This window comes from Bradyrhizobium sp. CB2312 (assembly GCF_029714425.1).
GTDB lineage: Bacteria > Pseudomonadota > Alphaproteobacteria > Rhizobiales > Xanthobacteraceae > Bradyrhizobium.
Map to the genome: position 1 here is coordinate 5,554,604 of NZ_CP121668.1, position 19,202 is coordinate 5,573,805.

Below are 19,202 nucleotides of genomic sequence, written 5' to 3' on the forward strand. Positions count from 1 at the left end.
TAGTGGAGGAGACTGAGGATGCCGCAAAAGGGCACCGTCAAATGGTTCAACCCGACCAAGGGCTATGGGTTCATCAAGCCGAACGGCGGCGATAAGGACGTGTTCGTCCACATCTCCGCCGTCGAGCGCGCCGGACTCTCGACCCTCAACGAAAACCAGGTGGTTGAATACGACCTCGTGGAGAACCGCGGCAAGTCATCCGCGGAGAACCTCAAGGTCTCCTGATGTCTCTCAAAGCCTAGCGTGAGAGATCATGACGTTGCCCCCGGCTCTGCCGGGGGATTTTATTTGGGGCGACAAAACGCGACTCGCGCTTCAGCCCACCACCGGCGCAACCAAAAAGTTCTCCGACGCAGAGCTTCCCGCGGTCTTGCAGACATCGCCCTCGATCCGGACCTTGCCGGTTGCGAGCAGCCGCAGCGCTTCGGGATAGATGCGGTGCTCGACCTCGAGGATGCGCTCCGACAGCGTGTCCGCAGTGTCGTGGTCGCTGACGGGTACCGCGCCCTGCATCACGATCGGGCCGGCATCGGTCTCGGGGATCACGAAATGCACCGTCGCGCCAGACAGTTTTACGCCGGCGCGCAGGGCCTGACCGTGCGGATCGAGGCCGGGGAAGGACGGCAGCAGCGAAGGATGGATGTTGAGCATCCGCCCGTACCAGGCCTTGGTGAACTCGGCCGTGAACAGGCGCATGAAGCCGCCGAGACAGATCAGCTCGATGCCGTGCTGGTCGAGCGCGGCCTGCAGCACCTTCTCGAAGCCGGCGCGGTCCTTGCCGAACGGCTTGCTCTCGATCACCAGCGTGTTCACGCCGGCCGCCTTGGCCCGTTCGAGCCCGAGGGCGTCGGCCTTGTTCGAGATCACGAGCGCGATCTCCGCGGGGAAATCCGGCGCGCTGGCGGCCCTGATCAGCGCGGCCATGTTGGAGCCGCGGCCGGAGATCAGGATGGCGACACGGCGCTTCATCACAGTGCCAGGTCGAGATGGCCGTTATAGACGACGCGATGCTCGCCCTCGGCCGGGATCACGGTGCCGAGCTGCGCCACGGTCTCGCCGGCATCGGTGAAGACCCGCACGACCTCGTCGACCTTGTCAGGCTCGACGATCGCGATCATGCCGATGCCGCAATTGAAGGTGCGCAGCATCTCTAACTCGGCGATGCCGGCCTGTGCGGCCAGCCATTTGAACACCGGTAGTACCGGCAGGCGCGCGAGGTCGATGCCGACGCCAAGATCCTTCGGCAGCACGCGCGGAATGTTGTCGGTGAAACCGCCGCCGGTGATGTGGGCAAGCCCCTTCACCGCGCCGGTCTCGCGGATCGCGCGCAGACAGGATTTGACGTAGAGCTTCGTTGGCGTCAGCAGCGCGCCGCCGAGCGTCATCACGGGCGCGAACGGCGCCGGCGTCTCGAAGCCGAGGCCGGATTGTTCCACGATCTTGCGCACCAGCGAAAAGCCGTTGGAGTGCACGCCCGACGAGGCAAGGCCAATCACCGCGTCCCCCGCCGTAATGTCCTTGCGCGGCAGCAGCGTGCCGCGCTCGGCGGCGCCGACGGCAAAGCCGCCGAGGTCGTAATCGCCGTCCTTGTAGAGGCCGGGCATCTCGGCGGTCTCACCGCCGATCAGGGCGCAGCCGGACTCCCGGCAGCCTTCGGCGACACCGGCGACGATCGAGGCCGTGGCCTCCGGATCGAGCTTGCCGCAGGCGAAATAGTCGAGGAAGAACAGGGGCTCCGCGCCCTGCACCACGAGGTCGTTGACGCTCATGGCGACGAGGTCGATGCCGATGCCGCCATGCAGGCCGGTCTCGATCGCGATCTTGACCTTGGTTCCGACGCCGTCGGTGGCGGCGACCAGGACCGGGTCCTTGAAACCGGCCGCCTTGAGGTCGAACAGGCCGCCGAAGCCGCCGATCTCGGCGTCGGCGCCGGGCCGCGCGGTGGCGCGCACCATCGGCTTGATCAGGTCGACCAAGCGGTTGCCCGCGTCGATATCGACGCCTGAATCGGCGTAAGTGAGGCCGTTTTTGCGGTCGGTCATGCCCGATTTCCAGTGGGTTTGCGGCTGGTTACGTCGAATTCCGGGGACGCGCAATGGCAAGCGTAGCGCCCCGCCCTATACTATGTAGAGATATCAACCGGTTCAGCCTCCCTGGGGGCCGGATTCGAGGTCAGACCGGGTGCCGGGAAGCGCCGCGTGAGTATTCCGAACATCATTACCCTGGGCCGCATCATGCTGGTCCCGATCATCGTCTGGGCCATCGTGTCGAGCCAAATGGAGGTGGCATTCGCCGTCTTCCTGATTGCCGGCATCAGCGACGCCGTCGACGGCTTCCTGGCCAAGCGCTTCAACATGACGAGCGAGCTCGGTGCCCTGCTCGACCCGCTCGCCGACAAGGCGCTGCTGGTGTCGATCTACCTCGCGCTCGGCATCTGGGGCGACATCCCGCGCTGGATCGTGATTCTGGTGGTGTCGCGCGACATCATGATCGTCGCGGCCGTGATCGTATCCTGGCTGTTCGACAAGCCCGTCGAGATGAAGCCGTCGAAAGTATCCAAGCTAAACACAGCGGCCCAGGTCTCCTACGCAGCCCTGGTGCTGGCCGCCCTTGCCTTCGGCTTCAAGCCGGCGCCCTATGACATCGTCCTGATGGGCCTCGTCACGGTCTTCACGCTCTCCTCGGTGTCGCTCTACCTCGTCGAGTGGCTGAGGCACATGAGCACGATCGAGGCCAAGTGAGTTGGGAGACGGCCCCGCAAAAGGCCAACTCCCACCCGATGAAGTCGAATCTCGTCAAACACAGCCGGCGCGCCGGCATGGAGCAAAGCAAGCGTGGCAGGCCGCGTTCATCCCCGACAATTGGCGTTTTCGCTTCCGCATGCGGAGAGCCTTAGCCGGGACAATTTCCTCGAAGGCCCTGCGAATGCCGCCGGTCTCGCCTTGATCGACAGCTGGCCGGAATGGTCGAACCGGATCATGTGGCTGGCAGGTCCCGAAGGCAGCGGCAAGAGCCACCTCGCCGCGATCTGGGCCGAGGTATCGGGCGCCCGCTCGACCACGGCCAATGCGCTGACCGCCGCAGGCGTCCCGGGCGCGCTCGCCACCGGCGCGCTGGTGGTCGAGGATCTCAAGGCCGGGGAGTTTGACGAGCGCGCCCTCTTCCATCTGATGAACCTCGCCCGCGAGGACGGCGCCTACGTCCTATTCACCGGACGCGAGGTGCCGGCATCGCTCGAGATCGAGCTGCGCGACCTGCGCTCGCGCCTGCGCGCCGTTCCCGTCATCTCGCTGTTCCCTCCCGACGACCAGCTCTTCCGCGGCCTGCTCGTCAAATTCTGCGCCGACCGCCAGCTCACCGTGGACGAGAGCGTGGTCGGCTATCTCGCCACCCGTCTGGAGCGGTCCTCGGCCGCCGCGCGGCAAGCCGTAGAGCTGCTCGACAGCGAGGCCCTGCGGCTCGGCCGTCCCGTCACAAGGGCGCTGGCCGCCGAGCTGCTGCGGGACGCCTGAGGACCGCCGGCCGCCCTTGCCCGCCCTTGGCCGCCCCTGCCACCCTTGGCCCGTGCCACCCTTGGCCGCTTGACGCGGCGCGGCGGCGGAACATCAATGTCATCGAAACGTCATCGCACTAACACATGCTCCCGCCGGTTTTTGCGCATAAGTCGCAAGGTAGGGCGAACTGGATGGACCGACTTCTCATGGAATCAGCGCAAGCCGTTGAAATTAAAGAAAAAGCATCCGAGGTCGACGGCCTGCCGGCGATCGCCACCAGCCCCGAGCGGTTCATCAATCGCGAGCTGTCCTGGCTGCATTTCAACCGCCGCGTCCTGGAGGAATCGGTCAATCCCAGCCACCCCGTGCTGGAGCGGGTGCGATTCCTGTCGATATCGGCGAATAACCTCGACGAGTTCTTCATGGTCCGCGTCGCCGGCATCAAGGCCCAGGTGCGCGAGGGCATTGCCGAACGCGCGCCCGACGGCCTGACGCCGTCCGAGCAGCTCGCGCTGATCAACCGCACCGTCTCCCGGCTCGCCTCCGACCAGCAGGCGATCTGGCGCGACCTGCGCGGCACGCTGGCCGATGTCGGAATCGTGCTGGTCGACGGCAAGGACGTCACCAAGGCGGAACGGACCTGGATCGAGGACTACTTCCTCAACAACGTGTTCCCGCTGTTGACGCCGCTCGCGATCGACCCGGCCCACCCCTTCCCGTTCATTCCGAGCCTCGGCTTCACCATCGCGCTCCAGCTCACGCGCGAGGCCGACGGCAAGCAGATGAACGCGCTGATCCGCATGCCCGGCAAGATCGACCGCTTCATCCGACTGCCGGCCGAGGGCAAGATGCGGCTGATCTCGCTGGAGCAGGCGACCGGCCTGTTCATCAACCGCCTGTTCCCCGGCTACAATCTGCACGGCCAGGGCGCCTTCCGCATCATCCGCGACTCCGAGCTCGAAATCGAGGAAGAGGCCGAAGACCTCGTCCGCCTGTTCGAGACCGCGCTGAAGCGCCGCCGCCGCGGATCGGTGATCCGGCTCGAGATCGACGCCAAGATGCCCGAGGAGCTGCGCAGCTTCGTGCAGCACGCGCTGTCGGCTGCCGATGACGAGGTGTTCCTCGTCGACGGCGTGCTCGCCATGAACGAGCTCTCGCAGCTCACCCGCCTCGACCGGCCCGACCTCGAATTCACCCCTTACGTGCCGCGCCATCCCGAGCGCGTACGCGAGCATGGCGGCGACATCTTCGCGGCGATCCGCCAGAAAGACCTCATCGTCCACCACCCTTACGAATCTTTCGATGTCGTCGTGCAGTTCCTGCAGCAGGCCGCGCGCGATCCTGACGTCGTCGCGATCAAGCAGACGCTGTACCGCACCTCCAACAATTCGCCGATCGTGCGCGCGCTTGCCGAGGCCGCCGAAGCCGGCAAGTCCGTCACCGCGCTGATCGAATTGAAGGCGCGGTTCGACGAGGAAGCCAACATCCGCTGGGCGCGCGACCTCGAGCGCGCTGGCGTGCAGGTCGTCTACGGCTTCCTCGAACTGAAGACGCACGCAAAACTCTCGATGGTGGTCCGCCGCGAGGGCGGCAGCCTCACCACCTACGTCCACACCGGCACCGGCAACTACCATCCGGTCACCGCGCGTATTTACACCGACCTCTCCTACTTCACCTCCGATCCGACCATCGGCCGTGACGCCGCGCGCGTGTTCAACTTCATTACCGGCTATGCCGCACCGAGCGATCTGGAGAAGATGGCGGTATCGCCGCTGACCTTGCGCAAGCGCATCATCGAGCACATCCAGGGCGAGACCGCGCATGCCCAGCACGGCCGTCCCGGCGCGGTCTGGATGAAGATGAATGCGCTGGTCGACCCCGACATCATCGACGCGCTCTATGAGGCGTCACAGGCCGGCGTGCAGGTCGAGCTCGTGGTGCGCGGCATCTGCTGCCTCAGGCCCGGCATCCCCGGCCTGTCGGAGAACATCCGCGTGAAGTCGATCATCGGACGCTTCCTGGAACACGGCCGAATCTACTGCTTCGGCATGGGCCAGGGCCTGCCGAGCGCCAAAGCTGCTGTGTATATCTCGTCCGCCGACATGATGCCGCGCAACCTCGACCGCCGCGTCGAGGTGCTGTGTCCGCTGCAAAATCCCACGGTGCATCAGCAGGTTCTCGAACAGATCATGGTCGCCAACCTGAAGGACAATGAGCAAAGCTGGCAGTTGTTGCCGGACGGGTCCTCAACGCGTATGAAGGCCGCGAAGGGCGAGGAGCCTTTCAACGTGCACAACTACTTCATGACAAATCCGAGTCTGTCTGGCCGTGGAAAGTCGCTCAAGGAATCCTCGCCGCGCCGCCTCACGCGCCGTAATGAACGTCATCAGTCCTGATCCGGGACCGTCGACGTGAAGCGGCCGCGCAAGCGCGGCTCGAGCGTCGCGGTCATCGACATCGGCTCCAACTCGGTCCGTCTCGTCGTCTACGAGGGGCTGACGCGGAGCCTCCTCCCGATCTTCAACGAGAAGACGCTGTGCGGCCTCGGGCGCGAGGTGCAGAGCACCGGCCTGCTCGCGCCCGACGCCGTCGACAAGGCGCTGACCTCGCTGAAGCGGTTCCGCGCGCTCTGCCGGGTGATGCAGGTCGGCCGCGTGTTCGCGATCGCGACCGCGGCCTGCCGCGACGCCTCCAACGGCCCCGACTTCATCGCGAAAGCCGAACGCATCTGCGCGGTGAAGATCGAGATCCTGTCCGGCCCGCGCGAGGCGCGGCTGTCGGCGCTCGGCGTGATCTCGGGCATCCATCATCCCGACGGCATCGTCGGCGATCTCGGCGGCGGCTCGCTCGAACTGATCGACGTGCGCCGGAACAGCGTGCGCAGCGGCGTGACGCTGCCGCTCGGCGGTCTCGCGCTGCAGGACCTCGCGCACAAATCGCTCAAGCGCGCCGACCGCATCGTGCGCGAGGAGATCGACGATGTGCCGCAGCTCACCGCCGGCCGCGGCCGCACCTTCTACGCCGTCGGTGGCACCTGGCGCGCGCTCGCGCGCATCCACATCATCCAGAGCGGCTATCCGCTTCAGGTGATGCACGGCTATTCAATTCCCGCGGCTGAAGCGCTCGACTTCTCGCGCCGTCTGCGCCGCCTTGCCGCCACCGGCATGCTCGCCGACATCGAGGTCGTCGCCGACGCTCGCCGCCCGCTCCTCACCTATGCAGCGCTGGTGCTCGAGCACATCATCCGCGTTGCAAAGCCCAAGACCATCGTGTTCTCGACTTTCGGCGTGCGCGAGGGCCTGTTGCACGAGAAGCTGACGGAAACCGAGCGCAACAAGGACGGGCTGATCTGCGCGGCCGAGGAGCTGAACCAGCTGCTGTCACGTTCGGCGAAGCATGCCCGCGAGCTGATCGCCTGGACCGATATCCTGGTGCGGGTGGTGAAGCTGCGCGAGACTCCGGAAGACCGCCGCCTGCGCCACACCGCGTGCCTGCTCTCCGACATCGGCTGGCGCGTGCATCCGGACCATCGCGGCGAGCAGACGCTCAGCCTCGTCGTCAACGCCAATTTCGGCGCCGTCACCCACACCGAGCGCGCCTTCGTCGGCCTGTCCGTGTTCTATCGCTATGCGGGCCTCAGCGAAGAGAACCAGCCTCCGGCCACGATGCAGGAGCTGCTCACGCCGGCCCAACTCGAACGCGCCCGCCTGCTCGGCGCGGCGTTCCGCGTCGCTCATCTGATCTCCGCGGCACGGCCCGGCGTGCTGCCGGCCACGCATTTCCGCAGCCAGGGCCGCAACCTGATGCTGGTGTTCGAGCACCGGCTCGTCGACCTCGTCGCCGACCGCGTCGGCAGCCGCTTCCGCCAGCTCGCCCGCCTGATCGGCCGCAACGGCTCGATTGTGCGGCGGTGACAGACTAAAGCGCGATGTGGGGCCTCAAAAGCTCACATCCAATTTAGCCGGTCCTCATCTCCCGGAACGTCGTTTGAGCCACATGATCAAGCCGCTGACGAACAGCGCGAGTGGCGCGAATCCAGCTGCGAAAACCAGCAGGCGCCCCGCGAATCCAAACGTCGCGCCATTGTGGAGCCAGAGCTGTTCGGCCACGTAGCGGTCGCCCAGCGACATGGCATCGAACGTGCGATCGTGCACCACCGCGCCACTCCATGGATCGAGCCAGATCGCCCCTCGCGTCCGCACGGCGGGATCAGCTCCCTCCGGGCGGAACTGCACGCGCCACGTGTTTCGCGCTTCGCCTGGCGGGGACAGCATGGCGACCGCCCTGCCCGGCTTGGCCTCCTGTGCGCGTCGCATGATCGCATCGGGAGAGAGCAGCGGTATCCCGGCGGGAGGGGGCGCTGCGATCCGTGGCGAGGGATCAGGCGTCGGTTGCGACAGAACGCTGACGATGGGACGCACCACGTCCGGAAAAACGAGGCCGATGCCGGTGACCGAGAGTCCCAGGAGCACGAACAGCGCCCAAAAGCCGGCAGCGCCATGAACGTCGAAGACAAATCGCAGCAGCGACACGTCCCTGCGGATCGATATCGATCGGCAGAACCGACCCGGCTTCGGCCACCACAGGAATAAGCCCGACGCCGTCAAGCCCAGCAGCATGAATCCGGCCACGCCGACCAATTCCCTGCCCCACCACTCGTAGAGCAGCAGCGTATAGTGGAGACGATAGACCTTGAGCGCGAACGCGTTGATATAGTCACGCCGCCCCAGCACCTTCCCGTTTGATGGATCGACCATGGTCGTCCAACGATTTGGATAATGACCTCTCTGGGTTTCGTGCGCATGTATGACGATCCATACCGGCCAGGTCCGATCCGGAACGAGGATCGTGGAAATCGGCGCGGCATCCGCCGCCGCGGCAGCGCGGATCACCTCGCTCAACACAACGCTTTGTTCGGGGGTCGCGGGCGTGTAAAGCGCCGGGTTCAGAGCGGCGTCGATTTCGCGATAGAAGACGATGAAGCTTCCCGTGAGGCCGATCAGCACGACGACGATGCCGCCGGCCAGTCCGAGCCACCGATGAGTCCACAGAAGCCCCCGCCGCGCGCGTCCGGCGAGGTTCCGGCCCCGCGACATCGTCATTGTACGCGTCAAGCCGAGCCGGCTCAGAAATCGGTCGACATCGACAACAGCAGGGTTCGCGGATTGCCCTGCGACACTGCGGAGAAGCTCGCAACGCCGGCCCAGTAGTTGGTGTCGAACACGTTCTGGACCAGGGCCCGGAACGTCACCGGCCGGTCGTTGATACGCGTGCTGTGGCGAGCCCCCAGATCGAGCCTCGTCCAGGCCGGAACGACCTGCGTATTCGCCGCATCGAGATACTGGTATCCGGTATAGACGGTGTTTGCGACCAGCGTCAGACCAGGCGCGAACGGGGTATCCCATTCAGCAGACAGGTTCGCTTGCACCTGAGGCACACCGATCGGCGTCTTGCCAAGATTGACTGGCGCGCTCGTCTTCGTCAGTTCGGGGTCGATCAGCGTCACACCGCCAAGAACGCGAATGCCCGGCTGCAGCTCTCCAAACACGGTCAATTCCAGGCCGCGATTGCGCTGCTCGGCGTCGGCGCGGAAGACCTTGTCGACGCCCAGCTGTCCCGATGGCTTGGTGATCTCGAACAGGCTGATCGTGGTGGCGAGCATGCCGAAATCGATCTTGACGCCTGCTTCCTTCTGCTTGCTGAAATAAGGCGCCAGGACCTCTCCGGAATTGCTCGCCGTCGTCGGTGCGATGTCGCCTTTGCTCAGCCCTTCGATGTAGTTGGCGTAGAGCGAAACGTTGCTCCAGGGCTTGACGACCACGCCGACCATCGGCGTCAACGCCGTCTGGTCGTAGGAGGCGGTCACGGCGCCCGTCGTGGTGTTGTAATTGTTCGACTTGACGCCCTGCTGCCGAACGCCAACGGTCAGCTGAAGACGCTCCTGGAAAACTGACAACGTGTCGACCAGCGCAAGGCCGGTCAATTCGGTGTCCGACAGCCGCAGAACGGTTGCGGGCGCCGGAACGAGCTGCTCGAGACGGGCGATCGGCGCATAGATATTGGACAGCACCGGCGTCCCGGACACAGAGCCCCGTCCGATCTGGTCTGTGTAATAGCTCCCCTGGAAAGTCACGGCGTGACTGATCGCGGCGGTGTCGAACCGGGCACGCACGCCGGCGTCGGCCACGTCCCTGTCGATGTCGAATTTGAAGCGCCCCGGTGTCGACGTGGTGTTGCCTGCCGCGTTCAGGATCGTCGGCGTGCCGAACAAGCGATCGACCTGGGTCCGGCCACCACCGCCGTCGGCGAACACCGTCACGGAATCCGTCACATCGTATTCGGCGCGCGCCAGCAGCGAGTTGTCGTGAACCTTGGCCCATTCCCAGGCCTGCGTGACATTGCGCCTGCCAACTGGCGCGGTCGGGACGGCGACGCCTGTTGCGACCAGAAACGGCCTGGTGGGCGCGTCGAACTTTTCTTCCTGGTCGATGAAGTCGAGCGACGCCCTGAATCTCTCACCGCGATAGTCGAACGCGGCGGAGCCGACATGTGCCTCCCGGCTCTGGTTGTCCAGCGGCGTATCGCCATTGTGATAGCTGCCGTTAACGCGAATTCCGAATTCGCGATTCTCGCCGAACCGGCGGCTGACGTCGAGATGCGTACCGAACTGGGAGCTCGTCGCGTAGTCGGTGGTCACGCGCGTGAGATCGACATCCCCGGCACGCTTCGGAACGATGTTGATGGTGCCGCCGACGCTGCTGTTTGGAGCCATGCCATAAAGCAGCGCGGTCGGCCCCTTGATGATCTCGATCCGTTCGACGTAGTCGGTGAACACGCGGTAGTTCGGCGCGACACCATAGACGCCGTTGAAGGCTATTTCTCCGACATTGCCCTCGCCGATCGGAAATCCGCGGATGAAGAAGGAATCTAGAATGCCGCCGGTCTGCCCCGTGAAGCGAACCGAGGGGTCGTTGCTTACGACGTCGGCGACCGTCGTGGCCTGTTGATCTTCGATCTTCTTGGCCGTGTAACTCGTGATGTTGAACGGTGTATCCATGAAGTCCTTGTTGCCGAGCAGGCCGACCTGGCCCCCGCGCGCGATCTGCCCGCCTGCGTAGGACTGCGGGAGTGCGCCCGGTTTCGGCGCGGCGGGATTTCCTTCCGCCTGAACCGCTGGCCGCTCAGTCGCGCGTGAACTGGCGCGAGCCGCCGTTCGGCCGCGATTGGAGCGGGGACGCGCGCGCTGCTTCTGCGCATCGCCGACAACGGTCACCGCCGGTAGCGCGGTCTCGCGCTCCGCCGCGGGCGCAGTGCCCTGAGCGTTGACGGGCTGCGGCAGGCCGGCGCTGAACAAAGCGATGGCGGCGACTGAGCCCGCGAAGGCTGTGGCTCTGGAGAGCCTCGGAAGCGTCGTGACGGTGGACGCAAGAACAGCAACAGGACGGCAAATGACTCGCGACGGCATCGCACCAGCTTCCGATTTCATGAACATGAACGACGGAGCGACGTGCCGCGGGCAGTGTTATCGAGTCAACGAAAGTGGCCTTTGATTTCAGCAGTTTATAATGAGATAAACTCTAGATCGCCCGGAGGTTGCGAACGTTGTGCGTCACGCTGCGACATGTCGAAGCGCGTCACGCGCGACCGCTTGACGGGAGAGTTTGCAGTCAGCTGCAACGCTCGCCGGCGCGTGGGCCGGCGAGACTGATCAGGCTGGCTGACTACGCTTGGGGAATTATTCAGCCGACGCCTTGGCGTGGCGCTCGGAGGATTCGAGCGCGGCCTGGCCGAGGCTGCGCCGGCGCCAGATGGTGCCGACGACCAGCACGACGACGACGCCGAGCGCCGCGCAGAGATATTCACCGCCCGACCCGCCATGGCCGAATTGCAGCGGGATGCGCATGCTAGTGAGCATCTTGTCCAGAGAGGCGCCGAGCGGCCCGTCGAACAGCGTGTGCAGCCTGGGCGCGATGCCGGGATCGGTCGCGATCACCTCGCCCGCGATCCAGCCGAGCAGCGCAGCACCAGCCCACACCAGCACCGGCAGCTTGGCAAGCAGCGCCATGATCAGCGCCGCACCGGCGACGATCAAGGGAACGCTGATGGCAAGGCCGAGGATCAGCAGCGGCACGCTGCCATTGGCGGCAGCCGCGACCGCGATGACGTTGTCGAGGCTCATGACGATGTCGGCGACGACCACGATCTGCACGGCCTGCCACAGATGCGAGGCGGACTCGACGCCCTCCTCGTCCTCGTTTTCAGGCACCAGCAACTTGGCCGCGATCACGATCAGCGCGAGACCGCCGACCAGCTTGAGATAGGGCAGCTCCATCAGGCTGGCGACGATGCCCGTGAAGATGATCCGCAGCAGCACGGCCGCGCCGGCGCCGAGGATCATGCCCCACAGCCGGTGCCGCGGCTTCAGGCCGCGGCAGGCAAGCGCGATCACCAGCGCGTTGTCGCCGGAGAGCAGGATGTTGATCCAGATGATCTTGCCGACCGCAATCCAGAAGGTCGGCTCGGCCATCTCATTGCGGAACTGGGTGAAGAATGCCCCGATCGTAGCGGGATCGAAGATCTGCCAGAGCCAGTTCACAATGAGTCCTTTCGCCCCGTCGCCTTGTTAACGCGCCAGCCGAGAGATCAGCCGACGATCTCGTTGCCCGAGAAGAACTGCGCGATCTCGATCGCGGCGGTCTCCGCGGCGTCCGAGCCGTGGGCCGAGTTCTCGCCGATCGACTTTGCGTAGAGCTTGCGGATGGTGCCGTCGGCGGCCTTGGACGGATCCGTCGCACCCATCGCGTCGCGGTACTTGGCGATCGCGTTCTCGCCTTCCAGCACCTGCACGACCACCGGGCCCGAGGTCATGAACTCAACGAGCTCGCCGAAGAACGGGCGGGCCTTGTGGACGGCATAGAAGGTCTCGGCCTGTTCCTTGGTCATGCGGATGCGCTTCTGCGCGACGATGCGCAGGCCCGCTTTTTCGATCACGGCGTTGACCGCACCGGTCAGGTTACGCGCGGTCGCATCGGGCTTGATGATCGAGAAAGTGCGTTCGATGGCCATAATCTTGTCCTTGAGAAGAAAGCGGTGGTTTTCGAGTTGCGGGGCTTATATCGGCGCCTTTGCGTTACGGCAAGCGACCGCCCAAACGGCCGCACAGGCGCTTCGCCGCAGGGCCCGGCCCCCGGGATTAAGCATGGATTACAACAATTTCACCCAGATGAACCCAATCTGAAACCCCCGTCAGGATTGGGTTCAGCTTCACCGGGGTAAGGTCAGGCCTATCGAAACCGAAGCCAATCCAAAGGCAGACCGTTTCGGCGGCCCTTTCATCGACGCGATAGCCCCGCGCCGGCAGTCTTTGAGGAGATCACCATGTTGAGGAAACTTTCGCTTGCCGCCGTCGCCGCGGTCGCGCTGGGTGCCGCGCTGGCACCGACCTCCGCCTCCGCTCACTGGCATGGCGGGTGGGGCTGGCACGGCGGTGGTGGCGGCTGGCACCACGGCTACGGCTGGGGCGGCCCGCGCTTCTATGCCCCCGTCTCTTACGGTTATGGCGGCTGCTACGTGCGCCGGCTGGTCCCGACCCCCTGGGGACCCCGCTGGCGGCTGATCAACCGCTGCTACTGAGCCCGACAGCACCTTGAGCCCCAGGTACCTTCCCCCAGGTACCTTCCATGCGAAGCCCCGGCGTTCCCCCCTGCGCCGGGGCTTCGTATTTGCGCGGATATCGCGAATTCATACAATTTTTACTAGAATGTCGGGCATGCCCCGCGGCCGGCGAAACAATTTGGGGGGCCAAGGACTTGGTACCGTGTCGTTACTCTGAGAACACGGAACCTGCGCGATGGCTGGCCCTTCTGCCAATGACAGCGAACAGATCGACCGGCGCACCAGCCGCTCGATTTGTGATGCCGTGGGCGAACGGCTCCAGCAGAGCATCCGCCCCGAACCGCGACTGCCGACCCATCTCGAGCAGCTCCTCGACGAGCTGCGGCGGCGCGACCGCGATCCGCATTGATTTGATTCGGACCGCTTAAGGTCACGGAAAAACGGGTTGCGTTCGCGGCGCCTTGCGGTGACAAGGCCCCATGCTTTCCATCACCGACCTTTCCATCCGCCTCGCTGGACGCCTCCTGATTGACCAGAGTTCCGTGCAGATCACGCCGGGCTCGCGCGTCGGCATGGTTGGACGCAACGGCACCGGCAAGTCGACCCTGTTCAAGGTGATCCGCGGCGAGCTCGCGGCCGAGCACGGCACCGTGACGCTACCGCCGCGCTGGCGCGTCGGCAGCCTCGCGCAGGAAGCGCCGAACGGCCCGGAGAGCCTGATCTCCGTCGTGCTCAAGGCCGATCTCGAACGCGACGCGCTGCTTCACGAAGCCGAAAGCGCGACCGACCCGCACCGCATCGCGGAGATCCAGACACGGCTCGTCGACATCGACGCGCATTCGGCGCCCGCGCGCGCCGCCGCGATCCTCTCCGGTCTCGGCTTCTCCGCCGCCGACCAGCTGCGCCCCTGCGCCGAATTCTCCGGCGGCTGGCGCATGCGCGTCGCACTTGCCGCAACGCTGTTCGCCGCCCCTGACTTGCTGCTGCTCGACGAGCCCACCAACTATCTCGACCTCGAAGGCACGTTGTGGCTGGAGGATCACCTCGCGCATTATCCGCGCACGGTGATCGTGATCAGCCATGACCGCGACCTGCTCGATAGCTCGGTCGACCAGATCCTGCATCTGGAGCGCGGCAAGCTCACGCTCTACAAGGGCACCTATTCCTCCTTCGAGGAGCAACGCGCCGCGCGCGAGCTGCTCGATGCCAAGGCCGTCAAGCGCCAGGAAGCCGAACGTGCGCGCTTGCAAGCCTTCGTCGACCGCTTCAAGGCCAAGGCCTCGAAAGCCCGGCAGGCACAGTCTCGCGTCAAGATGCTGGAGCGGCTGAAGCCGATCACGGCGCTGGTCACCGAGGACGTGCGCGAGATCACTTTCCCCGCGCCGGAGAAGATCCTGTCGCCGCCGATCATCGCGGTGGACAACGCCTCCGTCGGTTACGACCCGGCAGCGCCCGTGCTCGGCCGAGTCACCTTGCGCATCGACAACGACGACCGCATCGCCCTCCTCGGCGCCAACGGCAACGGCAAGTCGACACTTGTAAAACTGCTCGCCGGGCGCCTTGCGCCCTTCTCCGGCAAGGTGACGCGCGCGGACAAGCTGTCGATCGCCTATTTCGCACAGCACCAGCTCGACGAATTGAACGAGGACGCCTCCGCCTACGACCACGTCCGCAAGCTGATGGGCGATGCTCCCGAGGCAAAGGTGCGGGCGCGCGCCGGCGCGATCGGCTTCTCCGGCAAGGCCGCCGACACCAAGGCCGGCAAATTGTCGGGCGGCGAGAAGGCGCGCCTGCTGCTGGGGCTTGCCACCTTCTTCGGCCCGAACATGATCATCCTGGACGAGCCGACCAACCATCTCGACATCGACAGCCGCGCGGCGCTCGCCGAAGCCATCAACGAATTCCCCGGCGCGGTGATCATGGTCTCGCATGACCGCTATCTGATCGAGGCCTGCGCCGAGCGGCTCTGGATCGTCGCCGACCGCACCGTCACCAATTACGACGGCGATCTCGACGAGTACCGCCGCCTGGTGCTGTCCACGCGCAATGCCGAGCCGGCCCCACGCGAGCGCAGCGCGCCGAGCGAGAAGCCGCAGCGGCCCAGATCGGACAATCGCGGCTCGCTGAAGAAGCGCATTGCCGACGCCGAATCCGAGATCGCGCGCGTCACCGACATCATCGCCAAGATCGATACCGCGCTCGCCCTGCCCGACATCTTTACGCGCGATCCCAAGCAGGCCGCGCAACTCTCAAAGGCCCGCGCCAACGCCGCCGACGCGCTCGCGCGCGCGGAGGAGCAATGGCTCGAGGCAAGCGCGCAGTTCGACGAAGCCGCCAGCTGACTTCAAGATCCGCAAAACAACCCCATGCACAGTAGCGAAGCCATTGAATAGGCTCAGCTAACCGGAAAGGCCTAGCGTTCCCGCATGATCTCGTGCCGGTAGCGCTGCAATGGCGACAAAAGGTAACTGAGTATGGTGCGTGAGCCGGTCCGGATTTCCACCGTCACGGCCATTCCCGGCGACAGGCTGACGAGGCGGTCGTCCACCTGCATCTGGGTGCGATCGAGCGAGATGCGGGCGCTGTAGCTGAGCTCCTGCCCGGTGGGCTCGCTGCTGTCATGCTGCTGCCCGAGCGCGCGGTCGCCGCGCTCCGGCGGGCGGTCGCGGATGATGGCGTCCTGCGAGACACTCAGCACGCGGCCTTCCAGCAGGCCGTAGCGGGTGAAATTGAAGGTGTCGATCTTGATCGCGGCGCCCTGCCCGGCCTCGACGAAGCCGATGTCGCGATTGGAGATCATTGCCTCGACCTCTAGGCGCGTATCCGACGGCACGATCACCAGCAGCGATTGCGCTGGCGTGACCACACCGCCGACGGTGTGGACAGCTAGCTGCTGCACGACACCGTCAACCGGTGACGTCAGTTGCTGCAAGCTGGTCCGCTGCTCCGCCTTGATCAGGTCGCGCGCAACGCTATTGGCCTTCTGCTCGCTCTTGGCGAGCTCGTCGGAGATGCTCTTCCTGTACTCGGCCACAGCTTGCGTGCGGGTCTCGCGGATCGCGGCGACGGCGGACTCTGCTTCCTTCAAGCGGCTGTTCTGGACGCGAAGCTCCTCCTGCTGCTCGATCTGAAGCTGAAGCGTCTCGTAATAGGTCAACTTCGAGCCGATCTCCTTCTCCATCAGCGTCTTGCGGATATCGACGCGCTGCTGCGTGACCGGGAGCAACGCATCGAGCTTGTGGATCGTCGCCGCAATGGTCTGATGCTCGGCGTCCTTCTGCGCCTCCTGGCGCGCAAGCGCCGCGAGCTTGGCACGATGCTCGCCGACCTGGCTCGCGAGCAACTGCCGCTGCGTCGTCACCAGCACGGGGTCGGCATCCGCGGGTGCAACGAGATCAACCGAAGCATCTTCGCCAGCCATCAGCGCGGCGCGGAGACGCACGATATTGAGACGCTCGGCCATGAGATCGTCATGCAGGCGATCGCGCTCGGCGGCATTCACAGTTGGATCGAGCTCGATCAGCACGTCGCCGGATTTGACCGCCTGCCCGTCCTGCACGCGGATCGCACGTACCACGCCGGTCTCGAACGGCTGGACCACCTTGCTGCGCCCGCTCGACACGACCTTCCCGGTCGCGGACGCCACGATGTCGATCGTGCCCCAGGCGGACCACGCCAGCGCCGCGCAGACCAGAAGCATCAGGACGATCGCGATGGCGCGGCCGATCGGCGACGGCGGTGTCTCGGTGATCTCCAGCGCCGCCGGCAGGAACGCGATTTCCTCGGCGCGCCGGGTATTTGCGTTCCTGAAGGGAACGACGGTCTGTTCCGGCTTTCGGGCCGGCACGGTGCTAGCCGACCTCATAGAGGCCTCCCTGAAGGCGGTGCAGGGCCGCATAGCGGCCGCCGGTCTTGATCAAGGCGTCATGCGTGCCGTCCTCGACCAGACGTCCCCGCTCCAGCGTGAAGATGCGGTCGGCGCCGCGCACGGTGGACAGACGATGCGCGATGATCAGAACCGTGCGGCCCTTCGCGATCTCCTTCATGTTGTCGTGGATGATCCGCTCGCTCTCATAGTCGAGCGCGCTGGTGGCCTCATCGAAGATCAGGATGCGGGGATTGCTCACCAGTGCGCGGGCGATCGCAATGCGCTGGCGCTGCCCGCCCGACAGCGTCGAGCCGCGCTCACCCACCACGGTGTCGTAGCCTTCGGGGAGCTCCAGAATGAAATCGTGCGCGCCCGCAAGCCTTGCCGCCGCCATGATGCGCTCCATCGGCAGGGCTGGATCGGCCAGCGCGATGTTGTCGCGCACCGAACGGTTGAACAGCATGTTCTCCTGCAGCACGACGCCGATCTGCCGCCGCAGCCAGGCCGGATCGGTCATGACGAGGTCCATGCCGTCGATCAGCACGCGGCCGCCCTGCGGCAGGTAGAGCCGCTGCACCAGCTTTGCGAAGGTGCTCTTGCCCGAGCCCGACGAACCGACGATGCCGACGGTCTGGCCCGCCGGAATCTCGAACGAGACGTCGTGCAGGATTTCCGGTCCATCGAGCCGGTAGCGGAACGCGACGCGCTCGAAGCGGATGTTGCCCTGAAGCGGCGGCAGCCCGGCGCGGCCGGCGGAGTAAGCCGGCTCCGCCGCGCTGTTGAGGATGTCGCCGAGCCGCGCGATCGAGAGCCGCGCCTGGTGGAAATCCTGCCAGACCTGCGCCAGTCGCAGCACCGGCGCCGAGACTCTGCCTGCAAAGATGTTGAAGGCGACGAGCTCGCCGACGGTCAAGGCGTCACCGATCACGAGCCGCGCGCCGACATAGAGGATGGCGGCGGTGACGACCTTGCTGACGAACTGCACGAGCTGGCTCGCGGTGTTGCCGAGGCTGCTGACGCCAAAGCTCGCGGAGACGTAAGCAGCGAGCTGCTCTTCCCAGCGCCGCTGCATCTGCGGCTCGACCGCCATCGCCTTCAACGTCTCGATGCCGCTGACGCTTTCGACCAGGAATGCCTGGTTCTCGGCGCCGCGGCGGAATTTCTCCTCCAGCCTGCGGCGGAACAACGGCGTCGCCACCGCCGAGATCGCGATGTAGAACGGGAACGAGCCCAGCACGATGCAGGTCATGACAGGCGAATAGGCGAACATCACCGCCAGAAACACCGAGGTGAAGACCAGGTCGATGAGCAACGTCAGCGACGATGAGGTGATGAAATTGCGGATATTCTCGAGCTCGCGCACCCGTGCCACGGAATCGCCGACGCGCCTTGCCTGGAACCAGGCCATCGGCAGCGCCAACAGATGGTGGAACAGCCGCGCGCCGAGCTCGACGTCGATGCGGTTGGTGGTGTGCGCGAACAGATAGTTGCGCAGGATCCCGAGCACCGTGTCGAACAGCGAGACGACGACGAGGCCGATCACCAGCACGTCGAGCGTGGACAACGAGCGGTGCACCAGCACCTTGTCGATCACGACCTGGAAGAACAGTGGCGAGACCAGCGCGAACAGCTGAAGGAAGAACGAGGCGGCCACCACCTCGCCCAGCAGCCGCCGATACTTGCCGATCGCACCGATGAACCAGGTGATGTCGAAGCGGCGTCCAAGGTCGGAGAGCCCGGCGCGCCGGGCCATCAGGATCAAGCTGCCGTCCCAGAGCGCGACAAGCTCGTCGCGCTCCATGAACACCGGCCGCTGCGCCTGCGGCGACTGCACCAGCACCTTGTCGGTCGTGGCTTTGGCGATGACCATGAAGCTGCCGTCACGCAGCATCGCGATCGCCGGCAGCGGGGTATCCGACAGACGCTTCCATTCCGTTCGATAGGTTCGTGCCTTCAGTCCGAGCGACCTGGCGCAGCGGACGATGTCCGCTGCGCCGAAACGGGTCGTGCCCAGCCGGTGCCTGAGCTGGTCGCGGTCGGCCGCGACACCCTGCAGATGCAGCAGGGTAAGCAGCGCGTCGAGACCCGTGTCAGGCAAGACCACGTTCGTCGTCATGGGTGTTCTCCGGAGCGGAGCAGCTAGAGCGGGATGTCGATCTCTCCCGCTTGCGGGAGAGGTAGCGGCCGCCGTGGGGCGGCCCTTTTTCTCGAAGGACACCGAGGCG

16 protein-coding genes are annotated in these 19,202 nt (G+C 65.4%); 8 read left to right on the forward strand and 8 right to left on the reverse strand.

The window, feature by feature from the left end; genetic code table 11:
* Window positions 1-18 precede the first annotated feature (18 nt).
* On the forward strand, window positions 19-225 hold the full coding sequence (locus QA642_RS27340; RefSeq protein ID WP_008551638.1) for a cold-shock protein: 207 nt from the start codon (window positions 19-21) through the stop codon (window positions 223-225).
* A gap of 90 nt (window positions 226-315) precedes the next feature.
* On the opposite strand, the gene purN is transcribed toward QA642_RS27340, so the two are convergent.
* Together purN and purM are read right to left on the reverse strand one after the other, a co-directional pair.
* On the reverse strand, window positions 316-969 hold the full coding sequence (gene purN, locus QA642_RS27345) for a phosphoribosylglycinamide formyltransferase (protein ID WP_283079622.1): 654 nt from the start codon (window positions 967-969) through the stop codon (window positions 316-318).
* A complete protein-coding gene (gene purM, locus QA642_RS27350; protein ID WP_283079623.1) occupies window positions 969-2,042 on the reverse strand; it encodes a phosphoribosylformylglycinamidine cyclo-ligase in 1,074 nt (357 codons plus the stop codon). The genes purN and purM overlap by 1 nt, the downstream gene beginning before the upstream one ends.
* 156 nt (window positions 2,043-2,198) lie before the next feature.
* Here purM and QA642_RS27355 point away from each other — a divergent pair, with 156 nt between their 5' ends.
* From QA642_RS27355 to ppx, 4 genes are all read left to right on the forward strand, one after another.
* Window positions 2,199-2,741, forward strand: coding sequence for a CDP-alcohol phosphatidyltransferase family protein (locus tag QA642_RS27355; RefSeq protein WP_283079624.1), 543 nt, complete (start codon window positions 2,199-2,201; stop codon window positions 2,739-2,741).
* A 93-nt stretch (window positions 2,742-2,834) separates the two neighbouring features.
* Window positions 2,835-3,512: a DnaA/Hda family protein gene (locus tag QA642_RS27360; protein ID WP_283079625.1), complete on the forward strand. Its 678-nt coding sequence runs from the start codon at window positions 2,835-2,837 to the stop codon at window positions 3,510-3,512.
* A 188-nt stretch (window positions 3,513-3,700) separates the two neighbouring features.
* Window positions 3,701-5,890: an RNA degradosome polyphosphate kinase gene (locus tag QA642_RS27365; RefSeq protein WP_283079626.1), complete on the forward strand. Its 2,190-nt coding sequence runs from the start codon at window positions 3,701-3,703 to the stop codon at window positions 5,888-5,890.
* 15 nt (window positions 5,891-5,905) lie between these two features.
* Window positions 5,906-7,408, forward strand: coding sequence for an exopolyphosphatase (ppx, locus tag QA642_RS27370; RefSeq protein ID WP_283079627.1), 1,503 nt, complete (start codon window positions 5,906-5,908; stop codon window positions 7,406-7,408).
* A gap of 54 nt (window positions 7,409-7,462) precedes the next feature.
* Here the strand turns inward: ppx and QA642_RS27375 are convergent, their stop codons facing one another.
* The 4 genes from QA642_RS27375 to ndk form a co-directional block, all read right to left on the reverse strand.
* Window positions 7,463-8,596: a PepSY-associated TM helix domain-containing protein gene (locus tag QA642_RS27375; protein ID WP_283079628.1), complete on the reverse strand. Its 1,134-nt coding sequence runs from the start codon at window positions 8,594-8,596 to the stop codon at window positions 7,463-7,465.
* 23 nt (window positions 8,597-8,619) lie between these two features.
* Window positions 8,620-10,959, reverse strand: coding sequence for a TonB-dependent siderophore receptor (locus QA642_RS27380; protein WP_283079629.1), 2,340 nt, complete (start codon window positions 10,957-10,959; stop codon window positions 8,620-8,622).
* A 270-nt stretch (window positions 10,960-11,229) separates the two neighbouring features.
* Complete coding sequence (locus QA642_RS27385) at window positions 11,230-12,090, reverse strand: TerC family protein (RefSeq protein WP_283079630.1); 861 nt, start codon at window positions 12,088-12,090, stop codon at window positions 11,230-11,232.
* Window positions 12,091-12,137: 47 nt separating this feature from the next.
* On the reverse strand, window positions 12,138-12,560 hold the full coding sequence (gene ndk, locus QA642_RS27390) for a nucleoside-diphosphate kinase (RefSeq protein ID WP_027557606.1): 423 nt from the start codon (window positions 12,558-12,560) through the stop codon (window positions 12,138-12,140).
* Between the two features lie 312 nt (window positions 12,561-12,872).
* On the opposite strand from ndk, the gene QA642_RS27395 reads away from it, so the two are divergent.
* From QA642_RS27395 to QA642_RS27405, 3 genes are all read left to right on the forward strand, one after another.
* On the forward strand, window positions 12,873-13,127 hold the full coding sequence (locus tag QA642_RS27395) for a hypothetical protein (protein ID WP_027557605.1): 255 nt from the start codon (window positions 12,873-12,875) through the stop codon (window positions 13,125-13,127).
* 217 nt (window positions 13,128-13,344) lie between these two features.
* Complete coding sequence (locus QA642_RS27400; protein ID WP_283079631.1) at window positions 13,345-13,518, forward strand: hypothetical protein; 174 nt, start codon at window positions 13,345-13,347, stop codon at window positions 13,516-13,518.
* A gap of 70 nt (window positions 13,519-13,588) precedes the next feature.
* Window positions 13,589-15,451, forward strand: a complete 1,863-nt coding sequence (locus QA642_RS27405; RefSeq protein WP_283079632.1) for an ABC-F family ATP-binding cassette domain-containing protein — start codon at window positions 13,589-13,591, stop codon at window positions 15,449-15,451.
* 71 nt (window positions 15,452-15,522) lie between these two features.
* On the opposite strand, the gene QA642_RS27410 is transcribed toward QA642_RS27405, so the two are convergent.
* Both QA642_RS27410 and QA642_RS27415 read right to left on the reverse strand, forming a co-directional pair.
* Window positions 15,523-16,974 (reverse strand): HlyD family type I secretion periplasmic adaptor subunit, encoded by a 1,452-nt coding sequence (locus QA642_RS27410; RefSeq protein WP_283079633.1) that lies wholly within the window; start codon window positions 16,972-16,974, stop codon window positions 15,523-15,525.
* Window positions 16,961-19,093 carry a type I secretion system permease/ATPase gene (locus QA642_RS27415; RefSeq protein WP_283079634.1) on the reverse strand — a complete coding sequence of 711 codons (2,133 nt, stop codon included), beginning with the start codon at window positions 19,091-19,093 and terminating at the stop codon, window positions 16,961-16,963. The genes QA642_RS27410 and QA642_RS27415 overlap by 14 nt, the downstream gene beginning before the upstream one ends.
* Between the last annotated feature and the right edge of the window lie 109 nt (window positions 19,094-19,202).

What these genes read in the sequence shown, in the direction of transcription:
- QA642_RS27380 (WP_283079629.1), bottom strand. Translation starts at nt 10,959, where the DNA reads ATGCCGTCGCGAGTCATTTGCCGTCCTGTTGCTGTTCTTGCGTCCACC.
- QA642_RS27365 (WP_283079626.1), top strand. Translation starts at nt 3,701, where the DNA reads ATGGAATCAGCGCAAGCCGTTGAAATTAAAGAAAAAGCATCCGAGGTC.
- QA642_RS27400 (WP_283079631.1), top strand. Translation starts at nt 13,345, where the DNA reads ATGGCTGGCCCTTCTGCCAATGACAGCGAACAGATCGACCGGCGCACC.
- QA642_RS27340 (WP_008551638.1), top strand. Translation starts at nt 19, where the DNA reads ATGCCGCAAAAGGGCACCGTCAAATGGTTCAACCCGACCAAGGGCTAT.
- purN (WP_283079622.1), bottom strand. Translation starts at nt 969, where the DNA reads ATGAAGCGCCGTGTCGCCATCCTGATCTCCGGCCGCGGCTCCAACATG.
- QA642_RS27395 (WP_027557605.1), top strand. Translation starts at nt 12,873, where the DNA reads ATGTTGAGGAAACTTTCGCTTGCCGCCGTCGCCGCGGTCGCGCTGGGT.
- QA642_RS27375 (WP_283079628.1), bottom strand. Translation starts at nt 8,596, where the DNA reads ATGACGATGTCGCGGGGCCGGAACCTCGCCGGACGCGCGCGGCGGGGG.
- QA642_RS27405 (WP_283079632.1), top strand. Translation starts at nt 13,589, where the DNA reads ATGCTTTCCATCACCGACCTTTCCATCCGCCTCGCTGGACGCCTCCTG.
- purM (WP_283079623.1), bottom strand. Translation starts at nt 2,042, where the DNA reads ATGACCGACCGCAAAAACGGCCTCACTTACGCCGATTCAGGCGTCGAT.
- ndk (WP_027557606.1), bottom strand. Translation starts at nt 12,560, where the DNA reads ATGGCCATCGAACGCACTTTCTCGATCATCAAGCCCGATGCGACCGCG.
- QA642_RS27415 (WP_283079634.1), bottom strand. Translation starts at nt 19,093, where the DNA reads ATGACGACGAACGTGGTCTTGCCTGACACGGGTCTCGACGCGCTGCTT.
- QA642_RS27410 (WP_283079633.1), bottom strand. Translation starts at nt 16,974, where the DNA reads ATGAGGTCGGCTAGCACCGTGCCGGCCCGAAAGCCGGAACAGACCGTC.